Genomic DNA, 21,927 nt, shown 5'->3' on the forward strand with positions numbered 1-21,927 from the left:
AAGCACTCTCTAACTGTTTACACAGTTTAGAGGGTGCTTTTATATTTTGTCTAGGATTTTTTAGGCAGCAGCTCCTTTTATGGATGCAAATGTGGTAAAATAAATAGCGAACAGGTGTGCCTTTTTGCATCTAGTAAAACGATAGAATGAGTGAATGGAGAAAATAATATGTATGAATATATTAAAGGGATAGTGACCTTTGTTAGTCCTGCGTACATTGTCCTTGAAACAAATGGGATAGGGTACCAATTATTTATAGCTAACCCTTTTCGCTTTTCAAGTAAATTAAATGAGGAAATAACAATTTATGTACACCAAGCTGTTCGAGAAGATGCGATTACGTTATATGGTTTTAAAGATTATACTGAAAAACAATTGTATTTAAAATTGCTTAGCGTTTCAGGTATTGGTCCAAAAAGTGGATTAGCTATTTTAGCTAATGATAATCATCAAGGTCTAGTACAAGCAATTGAAAATGAAGACGCAGCTTATTTAACAAAATTTCCAGGAGTGGGTAAAAAAACGGCATCACAGATCGTTTTGGATCTAAAAGGGAAATTAGCTGACTTGACAGTTGCACCATTAGAAAATGCAGCTGATTATCAACAGGAATTAGTATTGTCCACTAATTACAATCATGTTACTGAAGCAATGGAAGCTCTAGAAGCGTTAGGGTACAGTGCGAAAGAAATTAAAAAAATTGAACCGCAAATTCGTAAATTAAATAAAGAATCAACAGATGCTTATTTACGAGAAGCTTTGCGATTATTGATGAAGAAGTAAGCAAAGTGCAAAAAAAGAAAAGTGGTGAAAAACAATGAATCCAGAAGAACGCATAATTTCCGGTGATAGCAGCACGACTGAAGAAATTTCGTTAGAAAAGTCATTACGCCCGCATTATTTAGCGGAATACATCGGCCAAGAAAAAGTAAAAAGAGAATTGTCGATTTATATAGAAGCAGCAAAGAATCGTGAAGAAGCGCTAGACCACGTCTTACTTTATGGCCCACCTGGTTTAGGGAAAACAACAATGGCAATGGTGATCTCAAATGAAATGGGCGTAGCCATACGAACAACAAGTGGTCCTGCAATCGAGAAAGCAGGAGATTTAGTTGCTCTTTTGAATGAGTTGGAAGCTGGTGACGTTCTATTTATAGATGAAATCCATCGTATGCCAAGACTAGTTGAAGAAATGTTGTATTCTGCTATGGAGGATTACTTTGTAGACATCATTGTAGGACAAGGGCCAACTGCACACCCTGTTCACTTCCCGTTGCCACCTTTTACTCTTGTGGGTGCAACAACCAGAGCAGGATTGTTATCAGCTCCTTTAAGGGACCGTTTTGGAATTGTCTCGCATATGGAATATTACACAGTAGAAGAACTGAGTGATATTGTTTTGCGTTCAGCAGATATCTTTAATACTGAAATAATCGAATCAGGTGCAATCGAAATTGCCAGACGATCGAGAGGGACTCCTCGGGTAGCAAACCGCTTGTTAAAACGTGTAAGGGATTATGCTCAAGTAGAATCCAACGGTGTGATAAAAAAACAAATAGCAGATGAAGCATTGGCGATGCTGCGAATCGATCAAGAAGGCTTAGATTTTGTTGATCAAAAATTATTAAAAACGATGATTGAAAATTATCATGGTGGACCAGTTGGATTGTCTACGATTGCAGCTAATATCGGAGAAGAAATTGAAACAATTGAAGATATGGTTGAGCCTTATTTGTTGCAAGCAGGCTTCCTTCAACGGACCCCACGTGGAAGAATTGTAACTCATATGGGCTACACTCATCTAGGTTATCCAACTACTTATACAGATTAGGAGTATGACTATGTTAACAACAAAAGATTTTGATTTTGATTTACCAGAAGAACTAATTGCTCAAACCCCTTTAGAAAATCGCTCAAGTTCAAAATTATTGATTTTAAACAAAGAAACTGGCGAAGTTGACGATAAACACTTCACGGATATCCTTGAGGAACTTAATGAAGGTGATGCGTTGGTCATGAATGATACACGTGTATTGCCAGCACGGTTACACGGAGTAAAACCAGAAACTGGCGCACATCTTGAAATATTGTTATTAAAAAATACAGAAAAAGATCAATGGGAAACGCTTGTTAAACCAGCTAAAAAAGCTACCGTGGGCACGGTTATTTCTTTTGGAGATGGGAGATTGACTGCGACTGTAACGGAAGAATTAAATCATGGGGGAAGGATCATTGATTTTTCTTATGATGGCATCTTTTTAGAAGTTTTGGAATCATTAGGAGAAATGCCCCTTCCTCCATACATCAAAGAGCGATTAGAAGATAGTGAACGTTATCAAACTGTCTATGCAAAAGAAAACGGTTCTGCTGCTGCCCCTACAGCTGGCTTGCATTTTACAGAAGAATTACTAGAAAAAATCAAGTCAAAAGGTGTAAAATTGATTTTCTTAACGCTACATGTAGGGCTAGGTACTTTCAGACCCGTGAGTGTAGATTCGATTGAAGACCATGAGATGCATTCAGAATTTTACCGTTTAACAGAAGAATCTGCCACAGAATTAACAGCTGTTCGAAACAATGGCGGTAGAATTGTTGCTGTGGGGACAACCTCTATTCGTACGTTAGAAACGATTGGTACCAAATTTAATGGAGAAATAAAAGCAGACAGCGGATGGACGGATATTTTTATTTCACCGGGCTACACATTCAAAGTTGTGGATGCTTTTTCAACTAACTTTCATTTGCCAAAATCAACATTAGTAATGTTGGTCAGTGCTTTTGCAGGAAGAGAGCATGTTTTAGCTGCGTATCAACATGCAGTTGATGAAAAATATCGTTTCTTTAGTTTTGGAGATGCAATGTTTGTTAAATAAAGGCTTTCATTAATCTGCATACAAAAAAATAGAAGTTGGCTTTTCAGGCCAACTTCTATTGGTTTTTAGAGAGGATAGGAGTGAATCAGCGAATTGTTAAAACAAACATTTATTTGAACTTCTTTTAAAACGACATACAGTTTCTGTACTACTTTGGTTAAACTGTCTTTAAACCTTTAAAAAGGGTACATATGGTGTTGCTAAAGGTACAGCTTTATTTTTAAACGAATCGGACAGTGAATCTTGTAACTCAAAACAGAATGTTGATTTTTTGCTTCTTCGACTTCTAAACACTAAAGAAATTCAACCAATTCACTCATATAAGCGTCTCTCTATCCACCTATAATATACCACGATTAGAAAGCGGTTACCAATAAAGTGTCTTAAAGTTAAAAAATAGCTTGTTTTCTAAAACTAGTGTGATAAACTATTATATTGAGTGAGTACATACTTGTTTAAAAGTATGTTGAATTTGGAGGTCATAATTAAGTGGCAAATGTAAACGCGGAAGCATTAACGAAGACGCAACAACGTATTATTGATGCAGCATTAGATTTAGTTTCACATGTGGGGTATAAAAGTACTACAACAAAAATGATTGCACAAAAAGCTGAAGTTAATGAAACAACTATTTTTAAAAATTTTCAATCTAAACAAGCTTTAATGGATACCGCTTTTAAACAACATACAAAACAAATTACTAACGAAGTAGATGAATTTTTCTCTCAGAGTTTTAAAGACACAACGGATTTAATGCAACAGTCCGGTCGTTTTATTGCGGATATTTTTGATAAGCATCGCCAAATTGTTCTCAGTACAATTAAAGAAGTAGGAAATGAACAAACAAAATCGATTTTTAACTATAAACAGGAATACATCCAACAATTATTGTGTACAAAATTAAAAGAATTTTCGAAAGAACATTTATTAACTGATCAACAATATGAAACAATTGTTTTTATGTTTAATAGTGCTATTATGAGCCTTTTAGTTGATAAAGCTAGAAAAGAATATTCAGATGAAGAACCAGGACTGACGATTCATTTGAAAGATGTCATTGAGTTGACACTAAAAACAGTGCGTTAATGAATAATTAAGTATAAAAAAGATTTAATGAATCTGTAATCTAAGATGAACGAAAGTAGGAATAGAAGCATGACCGAACCAGCAATTAAATACCGATTGATAAAAAAAGAAAAACATACAGGAGCAAGACTAGGAGAAATTATTACTCCTCATGGAACTTTCCAAACACCGATGTTTATGCCAGTTGGGACATTGGGAACTGTTAAAAGTATTGCCCCTGAAGAATTAGAGTCAATGGGAGCAAGTATTATATTAAGCAATACGTATCATTTATGGTTGCGCCCTGGTGAAGATATCGTTGAAGAAGCAGGTGGACTACACAAGTTTATGAACTGGGACAAAGGTATTTTAACCGATTCAGGTGGATTTCAAGTATTTTCATTAAGTGATCTGCGCAGAATTGAAGAAGAAGGGGTTCATTTTAGGAATCATTTAAATGGCTCTAAAATGTTCTTATCACCAGAGAAAGCTATTAATATTCAAAATAAACTAGGACCGGATATTATGATGAGTTTTGATGAATGTCCACCTTTTGACGAAAGTTTTGATTATGTAAAAAAATCAGTTGAACGAACAAGTCGTTGGGCTGAAAGAGGGTTGAAAGCACATGCAAAACCGGATAGCCAAGGATTATTTGGGATTATTCAAGGTGCTGGGTTCAAAGAACTTCGTCAACAAAGCGCTCGTGACTTGGTATCAATGGATTTTCCAGGGTATTCAATAGGAGGGTTATCTGTTGGAGAACCAAAAGAAAGTATGAATAAAGTACTTGAATATACTACACCTCTTATTCCAGATGATAAACCGCGTTATTTGATGGGCGTAGGTACTGCCGATTCATTGATTGATGGTGTCATTAGAGGAGTCGATATGTTTGATTGCGTGTTGCCTACTCGTATTGCTCGTAATGGGACATGTATGACCAGTAAAGGTCGAGTGGTTATCAAAAATGCACAATATGAACGCGATTTTGGGCCATTGGATGATAAATGTGATTGCTACACTTGTCGAAATTATACAAGAGCTTATATCCGTCATTTGATTAAAGCGGATGAAACATTTGGGTTACGTTTGACTAGTTACCATAATTTGTATTTCTTGTTAAATGTAATGAAAGATGTAAGACAGGCTATTATGGATGATAATTTATTGGAATACAGAGAAAGTTTTTTTGAAGAATATGGTTACAATAAACCGAATGCTAGAAATTTCTAAAGGTTTTATAAGAATCTTATTTAAGAGATAGTAAAAAGACTAGATGTTTGGTAAAGTAAGTAGTGTAAAGATGATTGAATCGGAGAATGGAGTGGAAAAATGGAGTTAATTCTTAATTTTGTACCTTTTATTGCGATTATGGGTTTGATGTATTTTATGATGATTCGCCCGCAAAAAAAAGCTGCTACAAAAACACAAAATATGCTTGATGCTATGAAAAAAGGTGATTCAATTGTAACAATTGGTGGACTACATGGGATTATTGATGAAGTGAATACAACCAATAATACTGTTGTACTTGATTGTGACGGAATCTTTTTAACATTTGAAAAGAAAGCCATTGCTCGCATAGTGACTACTGGAGTTTCAACTCCTATAGAAGATCTTGGAACAAACACACCACCTCAAGATATAGTAGAAAACAATACTGACGAAAAACTTTAATCGTTACACTTAAGAATAAGGGGTGCTATCAGACTAAAACTGATAGCACTTTTTTTAATGCAATAGTTGTGTTTTAAAACAAATTATGTTACTTTGTTTTAAAGTTCTGTAGTAGTTACATAAAGGAATGAAGACAGTTTTAGATAAGGAGTGTATGCTGTTGATTAATGAATCCTTTGCTTACTATGCTAAGTACGAACCGTGGCTAAAATTAAAAATGCAAGAATTTAATCAAATGGGTTACCATCAAATAAATGAAGAAGATTTATGGAATTATGTTACAAGCTTCTGTTGGAAAAAAATAAGACCAACACACTATTACCAACAAATTAATGATATTATGAAAATTACACCAAATCAGTACTTAGATTATGCTGCTTTAGAAGCTCAAGTTTATAAAGTTACTTCACTTGAAGAAATGAACTTTGACGATCTATTTTAAAAAGAAGAATCAGTGTATTTGACTGATTCTTCTTTTTAAAAGTTAATTTGTGAATGTTTTAACATCAAAATAATAAAATATTTAAAATGTAGAAAGTTATCAAACCTTTATTTTAAATTGTTTAATAAGGATTTATATTTTAAAGGATTATTTTTCTTTACAAAAAAACAAAAATAAAGTATGATGATTGTGAAATAGATAACAACATTAGGAGGATTTAAAATGATGGAAGTTGGTATGAAAGAAAAAATCAAAACAGATAAAAAAAGTGCTGTAAGTAATAATGTTAGTGTAGTTGATGCAATCGACAACTTAGTTAACCGAGGGAAAGAAGCATTAAGTGTTTTAGAAACATTTGATCAAGAAAAAGTTGATTTTATCGTTCATCAAATGGCAATGGCTGGTTTAAGCCAACATATGCCTTTGGCTAAAATGGCAGTTGAAGAAACAGGTAGAGGAATCTATGAAGATAAATGCATTAAAAATATGTTTGCTACAGAATCTATTTGGAATTCTATAAAAGACAATAAAACAGTTGGGATCATTAGTAAAGATAATCAAACTGAACTGATAGAAGTAGCCACACCAGTCGGAGTAGTATGTGGTGTAACACCTGTTACTAATCCAACATCTACAACAATGTTTAAAGCTTTAATTGCTTTAAAAACACGGAACCCAATTATTTTCTCTTTTCATCCAAGTGCACAAAAATGTTCTATAGCTGCAGCAACTGTTTTGAAAGAAGCGGCTATAAAAGCTGGAGCACCAGAAAACTGTATTCAATGGATCGAGCAACCTTCATTGGAAGCTACGAATAACTTGATGCAACATCCGGGAGTTGCGATTGTGTTAGCAACTGGAGGATCTGCGATGGTTAAATCAGCTTATTCTACTGGCAAACCAGCTTTAGGAGTAGGACCAGGGAATGTCCCAAGTTACATTGAAAAATCTGCAAAAATCAAACGTGCAGTTAATGATATTATTGCATCAAAAACATTTGATAATGGAATGATTTGTGCTTCAGAACAAGCAGTTATTGTAGATAAAGAAATTTATCAAGAAGTAAAAGAGGAGTTTAAAAAACATTCTATTTATTTTGCTAAACCAAACGAAATAGAAAAATTTGAAAAAGCTGTTATGAATGAAGCAAAAGTTGCTGTAAACCCAGAAATAGTAGGGCAAGCTCCTTACAAAATTGCAGCACTCGCAGGTATAGAAATACCTCATGAAACGAAAATGATTGTAGTAGAAATAAATGGAGTTGGCGCAGATTATCCGTTATCTCGCGAAAAATTATCTCCAGTACTTGCAATGATCAAAGCAGATTCTACTCGTCATGCATTTGATTTATCTCAACAAATGTTAGAATTGGGCGGATTAGGTCATTCAGCAGCGATCCATACTCAAAATGATGCACTAGCAGAAAAATTTGGAGTAGAAATGAAAGCTTGTCGTATTTTGGTGAACTCTCCAACAGCTCAAGGTGGAATAGGTGATTTATACAACAACATGATTCCTTCATTGACACTAGGTTGCGGATCATATGGAAAAAATTCAATCTCTAAAAATGTTACGGCAGTAAACTTAATGAATGTTAAAACAATTGCGAAACGGAGAAATAATATGCAGTGGTTTAAATTACCAGCAAAAATTTATTTTGAGAAAAATTCTCTTGCTTATTTACAAGACATGGAAAATATCGAACGTGTTTTTCTAGTCTGTGATCCTGGCATGGTAAAATTTGGTTATGCAGATACAGTTGTACAAGAGTTAATGAAGCGAACTAACAAAGTTCAAATTGAAATTTTTTCAGATGTTGAACCAAATCCTTCTACTGACACAGTTAAAGCTGGAACAGAAGCTATGGTTCGTTTTCAACCAGATACGATTATCGCTATTGGTGGCGGTTCTGCGATGGATGCTGCTAAAGGAATGTGGTTGTTCTATGAAAAACCTGAGACGATTTTCTTTGGAGCTAAACAGAAGTTTTTAGATATTCGAAAAAGAACTTACAAAATTCCGAATCTAACAAAAACACAGTTTGTTTGTATTCCAACAACTTCTGGTACGGGATCTGAAGTGACGCCATTTGCAGTAATTACAGATAGTGAAACACACGTGAAATACCCATTGGCTGATTATGCTCTAACACCAGATGTAGCAATCATCGATCCACAGTTTGTTATGAGTGTACCAAAATCGGTAACAGCGGATACAGGTATGGATGTTTTGACACATGCAATCGAATCATATGTTTCTGTGATGGCTAGTGATTACACTAGAGGGTTGAGTCTTCAAGCAATCAAGCTTGTTTTTGAAAATTTACGTGCATCATACGAATATGGTACAGAAGAAGCTCGAGAAAAAATGCATAATGCTTCTACTATGGCTGGGATGGCATTTGCTAATGCATTTTTAGGTATCAATCATTCTATTGCACATAAAATTGGAGCTGCTTATGATATTCCTCATGGACGCACTAATGCGATATTGCTGCCTCATGTTGTTCGTTACAATGCAAAAGATCCAGCAAAACATGCTTTGTTTCCAAAATATGAATATTTCCATGCACATGAAGATTATGCTGAAATCGCACGTTTCTTAGGATTCAAAGGGAATACTACAGAAGAATTAGTGGAATCTTTGGTTCAAGAAATTAATAAATTAGGAAAAGATGTTGGCATTGATATGAGTTTGAAAGGTCAAGGTGTAACGTCTGAGAATTTATACAACACAGTTGACGAATTGGCAGAATTAGCATTTGAAGATCAATGTACCACAGCTAATCCAAAACAACCCTTAATCAGTGAATTGAAACAAATTATTATTGATGCATTTGAAGAAGTACATTAAGAACAAAAAAGAGAAGCTAAGGCAATTGCCCTAGCTTCTCTTTTTTGTATTCAAAATGCAATTAGTTTGATAAAAGACTTGAAAAAAAAAAAATCAAGGTATACTTTTAATATAAGTTAGGTGAGCCTAAAAATAATAATTAAATGATAGCGGGATATAAATGACCGGTCAAAAGAAAGTTAATTTAATTAACTTATCTATAGCACAGCACTAAAAATTATAAACCTAGAAAGTAAGGTAGGAGAAAATTATGACGCCAAATAAAGAAGATTACTTGAAAATGATTTATGAACTTGGTGGTACAACTAAAAAAGTAACCAATAAAGAACTCGTTGCAGGACTAAAGGTATCTGCTGCATCTGTCAGCGAAATGGTGACCAAGTTATTAAAAGGGGGATTTGTTGAACATGTGCCCTATCAAGGGATTCAATTAACCCAAGAGGGCCTTCAAAAAGCAAGTGCTTTGGTAAGGAAACATCGCTTATGGGAAGTTTTTTTAGTTAGCCATTTAGGGTATGCCTGGAATGAGGTTCATGAAGAAGCTGAGGTGTTGGAACACGTTACTTCAGTTGAGTTAGCAAGGAAATTAGATCATTACTTAAATTTCCCCACTGTTTGTCCTCATGGAGGAATGATTCCAACTGAAAAAGGCATCATCGATGAAAAAAAACTCCCGAATTTAGTAGATAAACAAGTTTATGATGTGGTCAAAATTAAAAGAGTCGCAGATGAGAAAGACTTGCTGGATTATTTAGCTTCACTAGAAGTTAACATAGGTGATGTATATAAAATAATAGATATTGGGGCTTATGAAGGACCTATTATACTTGAATCAGAAGGTAAGCAGCTAGCAATCAGTTATAAGGCTGCTACGAGTATTTTTATTGAATTGGCATAGAAAGTAGGAGAAAGATGAAAACTATTAAGCGCATTCTTTTCAGTTCACTGTTTATTGCATTTATTTTTCTAACAGGTTGTTATAATTTTGGGTCAGATCAGGATTCGGATAAATTACAAGTCGTAGCCACAACGACTATGTTAACCGATTTATTGAAAGAAATAGGTGGAGAACATGTTGATGTAACCGGACTGATGTCTGCGGGAGTAGACCCTCATTTGTATAAAGCAAGTGCAAGAGATGTCATCTATATGCAGTCTGCAGATGTAGTAGCTTACAACGGACTAGAACTTGAAGGGAAAATGGGTGAAATATTTCAAGGACTAGAAGAACAGAAAAAGACCGTTATTGCTTTAGAAGATGGTTTAAATGAAGATGATGTTCTCTCTGCTGGAGAAGGAAGTACTTCCATTGACCCGCATATTTGGTTTGATGTAGGTCTTTGGAAAAAATCAGCAATAGAAGTATCTAAAGGGTTGATTTCTGCAGATCCTAAAAATGAAACAAGTTATCAAGCAAACTTAGAAAGTTATTTGCTTGAATTGGAAGAGTTAGATCAATATGTAACCAATCGTGTAAATGAAATACCAGAAGATGATCGTGTTTTGGTAACAGCTCATGATGCCTTTAGTTACTTTGGTGAAGGATATGGATTTAACGTTATTGGGCTTCAAGGATTAAATACAAATGCTGAAGCTGGGACAGGTGATATCAGCCAATTAGCAGATTATATTGTAGACAATGGTATAAAAGCTATTTTTATCGAGTCTTCTGTTCCAACAAGAACCATTGAATCTTTACAGGCAGCTACTAAAGCAAAAGGTTTTGAAGTTGAAATCGGAGGAGAACTCTACTCAGATTCTCTTGGAGATAAAGAAAACGACAGTGAAACTTATATAAAGACAGTGAAATCTAATGTAGATACCATTGTTGATGCGTTGAAATAAATCAAAAAGACTGGAGTGCATAAAGCATGGAGAATGAACAAATAGAAAAAACGACTGCAATACGCTTAAATCAATTAACTGTAGCTTATGAAGCACAACCGGTTTTGTGGAATATTTCGGTTAATATCCCTAAAGGCACATTAACAGCTATTGTTGGACCAAATGGTGCGGGTAAATCTACACTTATTAAATCTTTAATCAATTTAATAAAGCCAATTGCTGGTGAAGTAGATTTTACTTTTGAACAAACAAAAGATGAAAATTATGGGAAAAATAAAAATTTAGTCGCATATGTACCTCAAAATGGAAGTGTGGATTGGGATTTTCCAACAACTGTTTTAGATGTCGTTGTGATGGGAAGATATGGTCACTTAGGATGGTTTAAAAGGCCTAAAAAGAAAGATAAAGCCTTAGCAAATGAGATGCTTGCAAAAGTAGGGATGGCTGACTTCAAAGATAAACAAATCAGTCAATTATCTGGTGGACAAAGACAGCGTGTCTTTCTAGCTCGTGCATTGGTTCAAGAAGCGGAAATTTACTTAATGGATGAACCTTTCCAAGGTGTAGATGCGCAAACAGAAAAAATTATTATTCAATTGCTAAAGGAATTGAAAACAGAGGGGAAAACGATTGTCGTTGTTCACCATGACTTACAAACTGTGCCAGAATATTTTGATGAAGTTATTTTAATTAATCGCGAATTGATTGGAAGTGGACCAATTGAAACAACTTTTACTAAAGAGTTGATTGCTAAAACTTATCGTCAAAATCAAACAAAACCATGGGAGGAAGAATAAATGGATGTACTAAGTGCTCTTTTCTTTGATTATACTTTTCAAGTAGTCGTTTTCGGTTCGAGCATCTTAGGCTTATTAAGCGGTGTTATCGGAAGTTTTGCAGTTTTGCGTAAACAAAGTTTACTTGGTGATGCGGTAAGTCATGCAGCTCTACCAGGAATCTGTCTAGCATTTATTCTTACCTCAAATAAACAAATGGAAATTTTGTTGCTCGGAGCGCTTATTTCAGGTTTGCTGGCTACTTGGTTGATTATGGTTATCGTTAAACACTCTAAAGTTAAATTCGATAGTGCATTGGCGCTGACTACAGCTGTGTTCTTTGGCCTTGGTTTAGTTTTATTGACCTTTATCCAAAAAAGTCCAAACTCTAATCAAGCTGGTTTGGAAAAATTTATTTTTGGACAATCTTCTACTCTTTTAGAGCGAGATGTCAGAATCATGTTCCTAGTAGGGATTGTGTTGTTGATCGTGGTCATCGCGTTCTGGAAAGAATTTAAATTAATGGCTTTTGATCATTCATTTGCTACCAGTATTGGATTGCCAGTCTACTGGATGAATAGTCTTTTAGCGACTCTAACGGTGATCGTTATCGTGATGGGATTACAATCGGTTGGAGTTATCTTAATGAGTTCTCTATTGATTGGACCAGCAGTAGCAGCTAGACAATGGACGAATCATTTATCTATTATGGTAGTATTAGCAGCAATTTTTGGGTGTGTTTCTGGAATTATTGGAACTATGATTAGTTCATTAGGCCAACAAATTCCAACAGGACCAACTATTGTTCTAATTATCAGTTCAATTGTGTTGATCAGTATTCTTTTTGCTCCAAGTAGAGGGATTATTTGGAAATTGATCAAAAATATGCAACGTAAAAAAGAGTTTGCAAGTCAATTAAAGAAAGGCGGATAAGTATGAACCCTGTTTTTGAAATACAACTCATTGCAGTTTTAGTTTCTGTTGCTTGTGCATTACCTGGTGTCTTTCTGGTAATCCGCGGGATGGCTATGATGACAGATGCCATTACTCATACGATTTTATTGGGTATTGTAGTAGCTTTTTTTATCACCCAAGACTTAAATTCGCCATTACTGATTGTTGGTGCTGCACTTGTAGGAATTCTTACAGTTTGGTTGACAGAATTGATTCATCAAACAAAATTACTGGATAAAGATGCCTCTATTGGAATTATTTTTCCGTTGTTGTTTAGTATCGCAATTATTCTCATTACCCGTTATGCTGGAGATGTGCATTTGGATACAGATTCAGTGTTATTAGGAGAATTAGCTTTTGCTCCTTTTGATCGATTGATTCTATTTGGGATTGATGTTGGTCCACAGGCTATTTATTCGATGGCTGCTATCCTTATCCTGCTGCTTTTGTTCATAGGTTTTTTCTACAAAGAACTAAAATTGACTTCGTTTGATGCTTTGTTGGCAGCTTCGTTAGGTTTTTCTCCGGTCTTGTTGCACTATGCATTGATGTCATTGGTGTCCGTTACAGCAGTTGGGGCTTTCGAAGCAGTCGGATCGATATTGGTAGTAGCGTTTATGGTAGGACCTCCAGTTTCAGCGTACCTGTTAACAAATCGGTTAAGTTACATGTTAGGCATTAGTGCTGCCTTAGGTGCTGTAAATAGTTTGATTGGTTTTCAGCTTTCAATGTACTTTGATGTTTCCATTGCGGGTATGATCGCAGTTGTAACTGGTTTAACCTTTATAGTGATCTTTATATTTTCTCCAAAAAAAGGATTTATCTATGAATTGCATCGTAAAAAAAGACAGAAAAAGATATTAAAGAAAGCACTTGAAAGTAATCATTTAAGCTAAAACGTAGAAGGGGTCTGGACAAAAGTCTGAGACCTTTTTTGCATGTTTAGATACCTATTTAAACGAAGATATGAAAATATAAACTCAATGCGCTAAGCTTATAAATCTTGATTCAGAATGTACGTTCCCTTATAATGAGGATAAAGGAGGTGGAAAAGGATGGACATTGGTGTGTTGAGATTTGATGAACCTAAAAGAGATACAACGAGGAAAATTATACACATTGATATGGACGCCTTTTTTGCCTCAGTAGAGGAACGAGAAAACCCTGATTTAAAAGGGAAGCCCGTTATTATCGCACGACATCCAAAAGAAACAGGGGGAAAAGGGGTCGTAGCTACTGCTAATTATGAAGCACGTAAGTATGGCGTACATTCTGCAATGAGTGCCCAAAAAGCATATGAGCTATGCCCGCACGGAAATTTTATCTCGGGACATTATGACTTATACCGTGAAATTTCTGCAGAAGTTCGGTCTATATTTGAACGTTACACCGATACGATTGAACCTCTTTCTTTAGACGAAGCGTATTTAGATGTAACTGTAAATAAACATAACTTAACAAGTGCAACTTATATTGCTAAACTCATTCAACGAGATATCTGGCAAGAAGTTCAATTGACTAGTTCAGCTGGAGTATCCTATAACAAGTTTATTGCAAAATTAGCTTCTGATTACCATAAGCCTGCCGGAATAACAGTTATTCCACCAGATGAAGCCCTAGACTTTTTACGGAAACTACCCATTGAAAAATTTTATGGTGTAGGAAAAAAGACTGTTGAAAAAATGCATGACCTTTCTATTTATACTGGAGAAGATTTATTTCAAAAAAATGAAATGGAACTGATTCAAAGGTTTGGTAGAATGGGATATTCTCTTTATCGTAAAGTCAGAGGAATCGATAATTCACCTGTTCGAGTAAGTCGTGAAAGAAAGTCAGTTGGCAGAGAGTTAACTTATGGAAAAAATCTTACAACTGAACAAGAAGTTTTGAGCGAACTAAGATTTATCGCAAATAAAGTGCAACTCTCACTTCAAAAAAATCAAAAACACGGGAAGACAGTTGTGTTAAAAGTACGGTATTCAAATTTCGAAACAGCTACAAAACGACTAACATTACCTAATTATGTAAAAAATGGGGAAGAAATATTCTTTCATGCTCAAAACCTATGGGATGAAATTGGGGTATTGGATAGAGGGATACGGTTACTAGGGATTACAGTAACTAACTTAGATCCTTTAGCCTATGAAAATATTGTTTTACCTTTATGGGATAAAGAAACCGATTATTGAGTCTTGTTATATAACAAGACTAATTGCATTCTATTTTTGACAACTGTATAATAAAATTATTCTATCGAGAGTTCGTTTCAACGAATGAAAGGGGAGTAATAAGATGCAAATTTCTTGGCACGGACAATCTTGTTTACAACTATTGACTGATTCGGGAATGACTATTTTAATGGATCCTTTTATTACCGGAAATCCAGAAAGTGATTTAGACCCCGATACAGTTCAAGCAGATGTAATTATTATAACTCATGCACATAATGATCATATCGGAGATACGGAACCTATCGCTAAAAGAACAGGAGCATTAATTGTAGCCAATGTAGAAATAGCATCTTTTTTTAAACGGAAGGGCTTTAAAACGCATGGCATGCAAATGGGTGGGAAACATCAATTTGATTTTGGTGAAATTAAGATGACACCTGCTATTCATGGATCTTCATATGAAATAGATGGGGAAGCTGTTACCTTAGGACTTGCTGCTGGTATCATTTTTAGTGCGGACGATCAAACGATTTATCATGCTGGTGATACAGCATTGTTTACAGATATGAAATTAATAGGCGCCTATAAAACAATAGATGTAGCCTTTTTACCTATAGGAGACAATTATACTATGGGACCAGAAGATGCTATCATTGCTGCAAGTTATATCCAAGCTAAAAAAGTCGTTCCTATTCATTATAATACGTTTCCACTCATTGAACAGAATGCAGAAGAGTTTTGCACAAACTTGTCTGAAGATCAAGGTCTAGCATTGAAAATTGGAGAAGTAATCGATTTATCTTATATGTAGTATGGAGGCAATTGAATGACTACTAAACACGATCAGATCATCACGTACATTGAAACATTACCGGTTGGAGAAAAAATTTCAGTAAGGTCAATTGCAAAAAATTTAAATGTCAGTGAAGGAACAGCATACCGTGCTATTAAAGATGCACAAAATGATGGATTGGTTTCAACGATTCAGCGAGTTGGAACGATTCGTATCGAACGTAAAATGAAAGAGACTTTCGAAACCTTGACTTATGGGGAAGTCGTAAAAATTATAGACGGCGATATCTTGGGCGGCGAAGAAGGATTAGATAAAGATTTAAGCAAATTTATCATTGGTGCTATGACGGAAGAGGCAATGATGCGATACATTACACCCGGTTCCTTAATGATAGTAGGGAATCGTGAAAATGCACAGAAATTGGCCCTTGAATGTGGAGCGGCAGTCTTGATTACAGGTGGCTTTAAAACCAATGAAGACATTATCTTATTAGCCAATAAATTAAAAATGCCTGTATTAAGTACAACATATGATTCTTTTACGGTAGCAACTTTGATAAACCGTGCAATTACAGATCAACTAATAAAAAAAGAAATTATGCTCGTTGATGATATTTATACAAAAGCTGATAAAACGCTGTATTTAACAGCTAATCAAGTCGTTCTAGATTATCGGAAATTAAATGATGAAAGCCACCATACTCGTTTTCCTGTTGTGAATAAAAAAGGGCGTTTAATTGGGATGGTTACCGCTAAAGATATTATTGGTAAACAGGATCATGTCAGCATTGAACGAGTCATGACAAAAAATCCTACATTTGCCAAAACACATATGAGTGTAGCAAGTGTGGGCCATTTAATGATTTGGGATGGGTTGGAAGTGATGCCTATCGTTGAAGATGATTTAACACTTATGGGTATTGTCTCACGTCAAGATGTCATGAAAGCCATGCAATCATCTCAGCGTCAGCCGCAAATGGGAGACACATTGTCTGATCAGGTAAATGAAAATATAGAGATTTTAACAACTTCTTCAGAAGAATGGTCTTCTAAAATCCCTTATTATAAATTTAAAGTGACGCCGCAAATGACCGATAATGTTGGGACGCTCTCATTTGGATTGTTGAGTGAAGTGATTTCTACCGTAACAAAAAATACCTTGGTTGTTTACCAAAAGAAAAATGCTATGGTAGAACAAATGAATTTATATTACTTGAAACTAGTTCAACTTGGAAGTGAAATTGAAATCAGACCAAGTGTCTTTGAAATTGGTAGAAGAACCGCTAAGTTGGATATTGAGGTTTACACTGATACGGTTTTAGTAGCAAAAGCAACCGTAGTATGTCAATTGATGCAAAGAAATTAAAGGAGAAAAAGAATGGCTATAAACTTATACGATCAAATACTTGAAAAAATTAAAGAAACAGAAATAATTATTATTCATAGGCACAAAAATCCCGATCCAGACGCGCTTGGGTCACAAGGTGGGTTAGCAGAAATTATAAAAACTAGTTTTCCAACTAAAAAAGTTTTAAAAGCAGGTGGACCAGTTGGAGATTTAAGTTATTTAACTGAAATGGATGATGTTTCAGATGAAGATTACCAAGAAGCTTTAGTTATTGTAACTGATACGGCAAACACACCGCGCATTAGCGATGAACGCTACAGTCAAGGAAAGAACTTAGTCAAAATAGATCATCACCCTAATGATGATGTTTACGGAGATATTGTTTTAGTGGATACGAATGCTAGTAGCTCTAGTGAAATAATTGCTGATTTCTGTTTTCAACAAAAAGAAACATTGAAAATGACAACTACAGCTGCTAAATTATTGTACGCAGGTATTGTTGGAGACACTGGTCGTTTCTTATATCCAGCAACTACACCTAAAACGATGCGCATTGTTGCCGATTTAATGGAATTTCCTTTTAAACCGGATGAAATTAATCGGAAAATGAATGCTATGTCGCGAAAAGTAGCACAACTTTCAGGTTATGTTTTACAAAACATAGAAGTTCATCCATCTGGTGTAGGAAAAGTCGTTCTTACTAAGTCGATCTTGGATCAATTTGGTTTAACAGATGCTGAAACTTCTGCAGTGGTTTCATTGCCTAGCTCACTTGAAGAAGTCGTTTTATGGGGGATTTTTGTTGAACAGTCAGATGGCCATTTCAGGTGTCGATTACGGTCTAAAGGACCAGTAATTAATGAAGTAGCGAAAAAACATGATGGTGGCGGTCACCCATTAGCTAGTGGAGCTAACGCAAAAGATTTGCTTGAAGTAGATCAAATCATTCATGAATTGATTCATGTTGTTGAACAAAGTCAATAAAAAAAGATAAATGAAAGCATATAAAAAGAGCCCAGATTGATTAATCTAGGCTCTTTTTGTCTATTCTAAAATCTATAAGTTAATCTATTTCATTCATAGCAACTTGAGGGGTCTTTTTTAAAATATCTATAACTTCAAGGGTACCATTTCCTAACTTAATAACTTTAAAGATGTAATTATTAAAAGTTAATTCTTCATCGATGGAAATATCGTATTTTTGATTCATCATCCAGCCGCCGATGGTATCGACATCTTCTTCTTCGATGGAAAGACCAAAAATGTCATTTACATCATCAATCAACATCCTAGCACTAACACGGTAGTGATGATCGCCAATTTTCTTGATTTCTGGCTCACCAACTACTTCGTAATCGTCGCTAATATCACCAACAATTTCTTCAACGATATCTTCCATTGAAATAATTCCACTGGTTCCACCATATTCATCTACAAGAACAGCAATTTGATTTCGTTCTTTTTGCATTTTTACGAGAAGCTCTTTAATAGGAATCGTTTCGATAACCGAAATGATGGGTCTAATGTATTCCGCAAAGCTAAAGGTTTCAGATAATTTTGCTTCCACGGCATCCACATAAACAGCGAATATTTCTTTTGTGTTTATGATGCCTAATACAATGTCTTTATCGCCATCTTTGATAACTGGATAACGTGTAAATCGTTCTCTACTTACCAATTGAGCTATCTCTCTCAAAGTCATTGAGGTCGACACAGTCACCATTTCAGTACGAGGCACCATGATTTCACGACTCATTCGATCATCAAATGCAAATACATTTTCTACGAACTGATATTCATCGCGATTGATTTCGCCACTCTTTAAACTTTCACCCATAATGATACGAAGTTCTTCTTCAGAAACTCCTTCTTCGGGTTCACTGATATTTTTCATGCCGATTCGGCGTGAAATACTATTTGCGATTCGATTCAATATATAAACTAAAGGGTACATGATCCGGAACCACATCTGTAGTGGTTTAGCGATAAATAAACCAATCTGTTCCGTTTTATTGATTGCAATATTTTTAGGTACTAGCTCTCCAATAATAACTTGAAGAGAAGTTAAAATAATAAAAGATAAAGTAATTGAAGCAATCGTTGAAACAGAAGAGGGAATATCAACGGATGAAAATAAAAGATTAAACAAGCGCCCAAATGTAGGGTCACCTAACCAACCAATAGCTAACGAAGTGATGGTCACCCCTAATTGAGTTGCTGAAAGATACGTATCAAGTTTTTGTGTCATTTCTTTTAAAAGAATTGCACGGTTGTCACCATTTTCAATTAAGTAATCCAACCTTGAAGGGCGAATACGCACCAGTACGAATTCTGACATCACGAATAATGCTGCGATAAATAAGATAATAAAGAATGCAATGATTCCAGTTGTAATTGACAAATTATTGTCTACGCCAAATTTATAGCGTAGACTTCACCTCCTTGTAATATAGTTTGCAATGAATTGTAGTTATAAATAGTTCATCATACAAAGAGTATTTCAATGGTCATTATTAGTAAATTCCTCAGGATGAGGGTGAAATACAAGGTGAAAAACGACCAAAAGAAATAGTTGCATAAATAAAACTATCCTTTTGATAGATCAGTACCTTTATTCTATTTTCTGTCCCAAGGTCTCACCTCATCCTTTTTTTTTAACTAGTATTAAAAAAACAGTCAGTTTTTCCATTTTAATAAAGTCTTTAACTTTACTCTACATCAATATGGTAAAATGATAAAGAAAAAAATAGTAAAATGGTGAATAATAAACAATTGGTCAATGAAGGCATATCCTACTTAAGGAGGATGTGTCTTCATTATTGATTTGCTAAACTAAGTATAATAGAGAATGATTTAGAATAAAAAGAATAAGGAATGAATGCGAATGAATAAATCTTCTTTTTTAGAGAAGTTGAAAAAAGCTTTGCTCACTTTTTGGAAATGGGCAAAACCGTATCTACTAAAGTTTCATAAAATACGACAACGAATTTGGAAAAAATACCATGTAAATAAAATTATCCTTTTGGTCATATTAACTGTTTCTTTAGTTGCAAGTGTTTATTTGTTGTACTTAGCAAAAACAGCAAATGTATCTACGTTAAAAGCAGGTCTAGAACAAACAACAACGATCTATGATGTCAATAATGAAGAAGCAGGAACCCTGTACTCGCAAAAAGGAACGTTTATTTCTGTTGATAATATATCTGACTCGATTGAGCAAGCCGTTATTTCGACTGAAGACAAACGCTTTTATAAACACGCCGGATTTGATCCAATTGGAATTGCCAGAGCGGCGGTTGGTTACGTTATTAATGGCGGGAATATTGTCGGAGGCGGGAGCACAATCACTCAGCAATTAGCTAAAAATGCTTATCTGACATTGGATCAAACGTTTATTCGAAAATTAAAGGAACTTTTTTTAGCTATCGAAATTGAAAAAGTGTATACAAAAGATGAAATATTAGAAATGTACCTCAACAATTCTTATTTTGGAAATGGAGTTTGGGGAGTCGAAGATGCGTCTCAAAAATATTTTGGGAAATCTGCGGCAGAAGTAACTTTATCAGAAGCCGCTACCATAGCAGGTATGTTGAAGGCACCTACAAATTATAATCCTATTGATGATTACGATAATGCCATTTCAAGAAGAAACGTTGTTTTGGACTTAATGGCAACAAACGAAATCATTACTCAAGAAGAAGTAGATAATATTAAAGCTGAAGGATTAACACTAGTTGACGCGTACTCAGAAAAGGAAGGATATCAATACCCTTCTTACTTTGATGCGGTAGTAAATGAAGCCATTTATACTTATGGTTTAAGTGAAGAACAAATCTTAAACAAAGGGTATAAAATTTACACCTCATTAAATCAGGATTACCAACGCGCAATGGATTTAGCTTATGAAAATGATTATTTATTCCAAAATGCAGCAGATGGAACATTGCTAGAAAGTGGTTCTGCCGCATTAGATCCTGAGACTGGTGGAGTTTTCGCTATCTTTGGGGGTCGAAAAGAGCATACGTTTAGAGGGTTTAATTATGCGACTCAAATGGTTAGACAACCGGGTTCTATCATCAAACCGCTGGCTGTTTATACTGTTGCTTTAGAACAAGGATATACCATTGATTCAATGCTAGCTGATGAGCCAATTTCTTATGGTAAAGATAAGTATACTCCTGAAAATGTTGACCATGAGTATGAAGGAGAAGTACCAATGTATCAAGCATTGGCGGAGAGCAAAAATACCTCAGCTGTATGGCTTCTAAATGAGATCGGCTTAAACAAAGGATTTAAAAAAGTTGAAGAATTCGGTATCCCTCTAACAGAAGGAACTGAAGGGGATGAATATCTAGGGCTAGCTTTAGGTGGATTGAGTAAAGGAGTCTCTCCTCTTCAAATGGCGAGTGCCTATACAACGTTTGCTAATGGCGGTGTGATGAGTGAAGGACATTTTATTACTAAAATCGTTGATGCCACAGGCGCAGTCGTTGTGGACAATACAGAACCCGAAATGAAAAAGGTGACTACTCCAGAAGTTGCAGATCAAATGACGAGCATGCTGATGGGTGTATTTACAAATGGAACAGCACAGAACAATAACCCATCCGGTTTTACGATAGCTGGAAAAACAGGTAGTACAGAAGTGACATTTAATGACGAGGGTGGTACAACGGATCAATGGACAGTTGGTTATACACCTGATATTGTGGTTGCAACTTGGATGGGATTTGACCCAACTGATGAAGAACATTATATGACAACGGGTAGTTCCACTGGTGTAGGACCTTTATTTAAAAAACAAATGGAAAATATTCTTCCATACACTGAATTAACAGCTTTCAATACAGAGAGTGCCCAAGAAATTGTTGCTGCAGAAGCAGAAAATGAAGCGGGTTCTAGTGACTGGAAACAAGATGTAAAAGACACAATTGATTCAATTGGCGGAAAAGTAAAGGAAGGTTCGGATATTGTTAAAGACAAATTTGGAAACTTACTTGATCAATTTAAAAATAAAGTGACACAATAGAAAAAAAGTCAGTGATTTAGATGAGAATATTGGAAAAATAATGTGTGAAATGATATAGTTATTAAGATGAAACCATTATTTGAATTGGAGAGTGACATA

19 protein-coding genes are annotated in these 21,927 nt (G+C 35.2%); 18 read left to right on the forward strand and 1 reads right to left on the reverse strand.

Annotation, left to right across the window (positions count from 1 at the left end):
• Window positions 1–168 precede the first annotated feature (168 nt).
• The 17 genes from ruvA (at window position 169) to CAR_RS03560 (ending at window position 17,783) form a co-directional block, all read left to right on the forward strand.
• The gene (ruvA, locus tag CAR_RS03480; protein ID WP_041556139.1) at window positions 169–783 is read left to right on the forward strand and encodes a Holliday junction branch migration protein RuvA; all 615 of its coding nucleotides are present in this window, start codon (window positions 169–171) and stop codon (window positions 781–783) included.
• Window positions 784–817: 34 nt separating this feature from the next.
• On the forward strand, window positions 818–1,831 hold the full coding sequence (gene ruvB / locus CAR_RS03485; RefSeq protein ID WP_013710328.1) for a Holliday junction branch migration DNA helicase RuvB: 1,014 nt from the start codon (window positions 818–820) through the stop codon (window positions 1,829–1,831).
• Between the two features lie 10 nt (window positions 1,832–1,841).
• Window positions 1,842–2,873 carry a tRNA preQ1(34) S-adenosylmethionine ribosyltransferase-isomerase QueA gene (gene queA, locus CAR_RS03490; RefSeq protein WP_041556140.1) on the forward strand — a complete coding sequence of 344 codons (1,032 nt, stop codon included), beginning with the start codon at window positions 1,842–1,844 and terminating at the stop codon, window positions 2,871–2,873.
• Between the two features lie 489 nt (window positions 2,874–3,362).
• A complete protein-coding gene (locus CAR_RS03495) occupies window positions 3,363–3,959 on the forward strand; it encodes a TetR/AcrR family transcriptional regulator (protein ID WP_013710330.1) in 597 nt (198 codons plus the stop codon).
• Window positions 3,960–4,028: 69 nt separating this feature from the next.
• Window positions 4,029–5,174, forward strand: coding sequence for a tRNA guanosine(34) transglycosylase Tgt (tgt, locus tag CAR_RS03500; protein WP_013710331.1), 1,146 nt, complete (start codon window positions 4,029–4,031; stop codon window positions 5,172–5,174).
• Window positions 5,175–5,273: 99 nt separating this feature from the next.
• The gene (gene yajC / locus CAR_RS03505; RefSeq protein WP_041556141.1) at window positions 5,274–5,618 is read left to right on the forward strand and encodes a preprotein translocase subunit YajC; all 345 of its coding nucleotides are present in this window, start codon (window positions 5,274–5,276) and stop codon (window positions 5,616–5,618) included.
• 154 nt (window positions 5,619–5,772) lie between these two features.
• A complete protein-coding gene (locus CAR_RS03510) occupies window positions 5,773–6,060 on the forward strand; it encodes a post-transcriptional regulator (protein WP_041556142.1) in 288 nt (95 codons plus the stop codon).
• Window positions 6,061–6,282: 222 nt separating this feature from the next.
• Entirely contained in the window at window positions 6,283–8,913 is a 2,631-nt protein-coding gene (gene adhE / locus CAR_RS03515) for a bifunctional acetaldehyde-CoA/alcohol dehydrogenase (protein WP_041556143.1), read from the forward strand.
• Window positions 8,914–9,163: 250 nt separating this feature from the next.
• Window positions 9,164–9,811: a metal-dependent transcriptional regulator gene (locus CAR_RS03520; protein WP_013710335.1), complete on the forward strand. Its 648-nt coding sequence runs from the start codon at window positions 9,164–9,166 to the stop codon at window positions 9,809–9,811.
• 14 nt (window positions 9,812–9,825) lie between these two features.
• Window positions 9,826–10,758: a metal ABC transporter solute-binding protein, Zn/Mn family gene (locus tag CAR_RS03525; RefSeq protein ID WP_013710336.1), complete on the forward strand. Its 933-nt coding sequence runs from the start codon at window positions 9,826–9,828 to the stop codon at window positions 10,756–10,758.
• 26 nt (window positions 10,759–10,784) lie between these two features.
• The gene (locus tag CAR_RS03530) at window positions 10,785–11,555 is read left to right on the forward strand and encodes a metal ABC transporter ATP-binding protein (RefSeq protein WP_013710337.1); all 771 of its coding nucleotides are present in this window, start codon (window positions 10,785–10,787) and stop codon (window positions 11,553–11,555) included.
• On the forward strand, window positions 11,556–12,467 hold the full coding sequence (locus CAR_RS03535; protein ID WP_013710338.1) for a metal ABC transporter permease: 912 nt from the start codon (window positions 11,556–11,558) through the stop codon (window positions 12,465–12,467).
• Window positions 12,468–12,469: 2 nt separating this feature from the next.
• Window positions 12,470–13,384 (forward strand): metal ABC transporter permease, encoded by a 915-nt coding sequence (locus CAR_RS03540; protein WP_013710339.1) that lies wholly within the window; start codon window positions 12,470–12,472, stop codon window positions 13,382–13,384.
• Between the two features lie 159 nt (window positions 13,385–13,543).
• Entirely contained in the window at window positions 13,544–14,677 is a 1,134-nt protein-coding gene (dinB, locus tag CAR_RS03545) for a DNA polymerase IV (protein ID WP_013710340.1), read from the forward strand.
• Between the two features lie 103 nt (window positions 14,678–14,780).
• Window positions 14,781–15,470 carry a metal-dependent hydrolase gene (locus tag CAR_RS03550; protein WP_013710341.1) on the forward strand — a complete coding sequence of 230 codons (690 nt, stop codon included), beginning with the start codon at window positions 14,781–14,783 and terminating at the stop codon, window positions 15,468–15,470.
• Between the two features lie 15 nt (window positions 15,471–15,485).
• Window positions 15,486–16,817 (forward strand): DRTGG domain-containing protein, encoded by a 1,332-nt coding sequence (locus CAR_RS03555; protein WP_013710342.1) that lies wholly within the window; start codon window positions 15,486–15,488, stop codon window positions 16,815–16,817.
• A gap of 12 nt (window positions 16,818–16,829) precedes the next feature.
• A complete protein-coding gene (locus CAR_RS03560) occupies window positions 16,830–17,783 on the forward strand; it encodes a DHH family phosphoesterase (protein ID WP_013710343.1) in 954 nt (317 codons plus the stop codon).
• Between the two features lie 79 nt (window positions 17,784–17,862).
• Here the strand turns inward: CAR_RS03560 and CAR_RS03565 are convergent, their stop codons facing one another.
• Window positions 17,863–19,200 carry a hemolysin family protein gene (locus tag CAR_RS03565; RefSeq protein ID WP_013710344.1) on the reverse strand — a complete coding sequence of 446 codons (1,338 nt, stop codon included), beginning with the start codon at window positions 19,198–19,200 and terminating at the stop codon, window positions 17,863–17,865.
• 483 nt (window positions 19,201–19,683) lie between these two features.
• Between CAR_RS03565 and CAR_RS03570 the strand changes: the two genes are divergently transcribed.
• Window positions 19,684–21,828 (forward strand): PBP1A family penicillin-binding protein, encoded by a 2,145-nt coding sequence (locus tag CAR_RS03570; RefSeq protein ID WP_041556144.1) that lies wholly within the window; start codon window positions 19,684–19,686, stop codon window positions 21,826–21,828.
• Window positions 21,829–21,927: the final 99 nt, after the last annotated feature.

The sequence above is a fragment of the Carnobacterium sp. 17-4 genome, from assembly GCF_000195575.1.
Taxonomy (GTDB): Bacteria; Bacillota; Bacilli; order Lactobacillales; family Carnobacteriaceae; genus Carnobacterium_B.

Coding starts and splice junctions, on each gene's coding strand:
- ruvB (WP_013710328.1), top strand. CDS start 818: ATGAATCCAGAAGAACGCATAATTTCCGGTGATAGCAGCACGACTGAA.
- CAR_RS03525 (WP_013710336.1), top strand. CDS start 9,826: ATGAAAACTATTAAGCGCATTCTTTTCAGTTCACTGTTTATTGCATTT.
- CAR_RS03510 (WP_041556142.1), top strand. CDS start 5,773: ATGCTGTTGATTAATGAATCCTTTGCTTACTATGCTAAGTACGAACCG.
- CAR_RS03520 (WP_013710335.1), top strand. CDS start 9,164: ATGACGCCAAATAAAGAAGATTACTTGAAAATGATTTATGAACTTGGT.
- CAR_RS03550 (WP_013710341.1), top strand. CDS start 14,781: ATGCAAATTTCTTGGCACGGACAATCTTGTTTACAACTATTGACTGAT.
- CAR_RS03540 (WP_013710339.1), top strand. CDS start 12,470: ATGAACCCTGTTTTTGAAATACAACTCATTGCAGTTTTAGTTTCTGTT.
- CAR_RS03560 (WP_013710343.1), top strand. CDS start 16,830: ATGGCTATAAACTTATACGATCAAATACTTGAAAAAATTAAAGAAACA.
- yajC (WP_041556141.1), top strand. CDS start 5,274: ATGGAGTTAATTCTTAATTTTGTACCTTTTATTGCGATTATGGGTTTG.
- CAR_RS03570 (WP_041556144.1), top strand. CDS start 19,684: ATGAATAAATCTTCTTTTTTAGAGAAGTTGAAAAAAGCTTTGCTCACT.
- dinB (WP_013710340.1), top strand. CDS start 13,544: ATGGACATTGGTGTGTTGAGATTTGATGAACCTAAAAGAGATACAACG.
- tgt (WP_013710331.1), top strand. CDS start 4,029: ATGACCGAACCAGCAATTAAATACCGATTGATAAAAAAAGAAAAACAT.
- queA (WP_041556140.1), top strand. CDS start 1,842: ATGTTAACAACAAAAGATTTTGATTTTGATTTACCAGAAGAACTAATT.
- CAR_RS03555 (WP_013710342.1), top strand. CDS start 15,486: ATGACTACTAAACACGATCAGATCATCACGTACATTGAAACATTACCG.
- ruvA (WP_041556139.1), top strand. CDS start 169: ATGTATGAATATATTAAAGGGATAGTGACCTTTGTTAGTCCTGCGTAC.
- CAR_RS03535 (WP_013710338.1), top strand. CDS start 11,556: ATGGATGTACTAAGTGCTCTTTTCTTTGATTATACTTTTCAAGTAGTC.
- adhE (WP_041556143.1), top strand. CDS start 6,283: ATGATGGAAGTTGGTATGAAAGAAAAAATCAAAACAGATAAAAAAAGT.
- CAR_RS03530 (WP_013710337.1), top strand. CDS start 10,785: ATGGAGAATGAACAAATAGAAAAAACGACTGCAATACGCTTAAATCAA.